Below are 613 nucleotides of genomic sequence, written 5' to 3'. Positions count from 1 at the left end.
GTGCGTAGGGGGGAGGCGAGGAGGATGAGGGCGGCCAGGGGGACGCCGGCGGTGGTGATCCACATGGCCGGGCGGACGCCCAGGGTGGCGCCGAGGGCGCCGCCGAGGAGGGCGCCCAGTGGCAGCGTGCCGTAGTTGAGGAAGGCGGCGCTGGCGGTCACGCGGCCGAGCAGGGCCGGCGGGCAGTACGCCTGGTGGAAACCGGCCTTGAGGACATTGCCGCCGACCACGCCCGCGGAGACGCCGAAGCCGCCGATGACGAAGAGCGCGGCGCCGGGCCCCGAGGTGGCGAGGGGGATGAGCAACGCCGTACTGGACAGGCCGAGTTCGCAGACCAGGGTGGCGCGGGCCGTACCGAGGCGGGCGGCGGTCCGGCGGGCCGCGTAGGCGCCGGCGATCCCACCGCTGCCGGCGGCCGCGAGCAGGGCGCCGACCGTTCCCGGCGGCAGCCCGGCCTCGCGGACCAGGAAGACCGGGACGAGGGACTGATAGCCCATCAGGGCGAGGTTGGAGGCGGCGCCGAAGAGGGTGAGGGTGCGGAGCCAGACGTCGCCGGCCACGAGGCGTAGTCCTTCGGCGATCTCGGCGCAGAGGGTGGCGGGGGCGGCGGGGG

General features: G+C 76.2%; 1 pseudogene. It reads right to left on the bottom strand.

From position 1 onward, the window contains the following. Positions 1-613, bottom strand: a pseudogene (locus ADL22_RS14575) (MFS transporter); the annotation flags it as partial.

It is taken from the genome of Streptomyces sp. NRRL F-4489, from assembly GCF_001509485.1.
Classification (GTDB): Bacteria; Actinomycetota; Actinomycetes; order Streptomycetales; family Streptomycetaceae; genus Streptomyces.
This window is presented reverse-complemented; position numbering and strand designations above follow the sequence as displayed.